The sequence below is a fragment of the Thermoanaerobacterium thermosulfurigenes genome (genome assembly GCF_051201035.1).
In the GTDB taxonomy this organism is placed as follows: Bacteria; Bacillota; Thermoanaerobacteria; order Thermoanaerobacterales; family Thermoanaerobacteraceae; genus Thermoanaerobacterium; species Thermoanaerobacterium thermosulfurigenes.
Genome location: NZ_JBPODR010000080.1, coordinates 1 through 1,025, shown reverse-complemented (window position 1 = coordinate 1,025; position 1,025 = coordinate 1). Strand labels below are relative to the sequence as shown.

General features: G+C 51.6%; 1 rRNA gene. It reads right to left on the bottom strand.

The window, feature by feature from the left end:
* Window positions 1–48: 48 nt before the first annotated feature.
* A 23S ribosomal RNA gene (locus HNR52_RS12265) occupies window positions 49–1,025 on the bottom strand; the annotation flags it as partial.

The following is a 1,025-nucleotide window of genomic DNA, read 5'->3' as shown; positions in this document are numbered from 1 at the left end:
AATCTATTTTATTTCATTCCCTAACATTTGTACATAGTGCTTTTTCCCTTCAGTAAGTATAGTTGAGTGCCAGATGGGAAATCTTATCTTGAGGTGGGTTTCACGCTTAGATGCTTTCAGCGTTTATCCCTTCCAAACTTGGCTACCCAGCTGTGCGTACGGCTACGCAACTGGTACACCATCGGTTTGTCCACCCCGGTCCTCTCGTACTAAGGGCAGATCCTCTCAAATTTCCTGCGCCCGCGACGGATAGGGACCGAACTGTCTCACGACGTTCTGAACCCAGCTCGCGTACCGCTTTAATGGGCGAACAGCCCAACCCTTGGGACCTACTTCAGCCCCAGGATGCGATGAGCCGACATCGAGGTGCCAAACCTCCCCGTCGATGTGGACTCTTGGGGGAGATCAGCCTGTTATCCCCAGGGTAGCTTTTATCCGTTGAGCGACGGCAATCCCATTCTCTACCGCCGGATCACTAAGCCCGACTTTCGTCCCTGCTCGAATTGTCTTTCTCGCAGTTAGGCTACCTTCTGCCTTTGCACTCTTTCGCGCGATTTCCTTCCGCGCTGAGGTAACCTTTGGACGCCTCCGTTACTTTTTAGGAGGCGACCGCCCCAGTCAAACTGCCCGCCTGTCAGTGTCCATATGCCGGTTTACGGCTCCTATGTTAGAATTTCGGTAATATCAGGGTGGTATCCCAACGTTGGCTCCATATAGGCTGGCGCCCATATTTCTCTGCCTCCCACCTATCCTGTACAGATATTACTAAAATTCAGTGACAAGCTGCAGTAAAGCTCCATGGGGTCTTTCTGTCCTGTCGCGGGTAACTCGCATCTTCACGAGTACTACAATTTCACCGGGTCCCCCTTCAAGACAGCGCCCAAGTCGTTACGCCTTTCGTGCAGGTCGGAACTTACCCGACAAGGAATTTCGCTACCTTAGGACCGTTATAGTTACGGCCGCCGTTTACTGGGGCTTAAGTTCAGAGCTTCTCCGGCACTCAACTCTATCTACTAAGAGTTTAT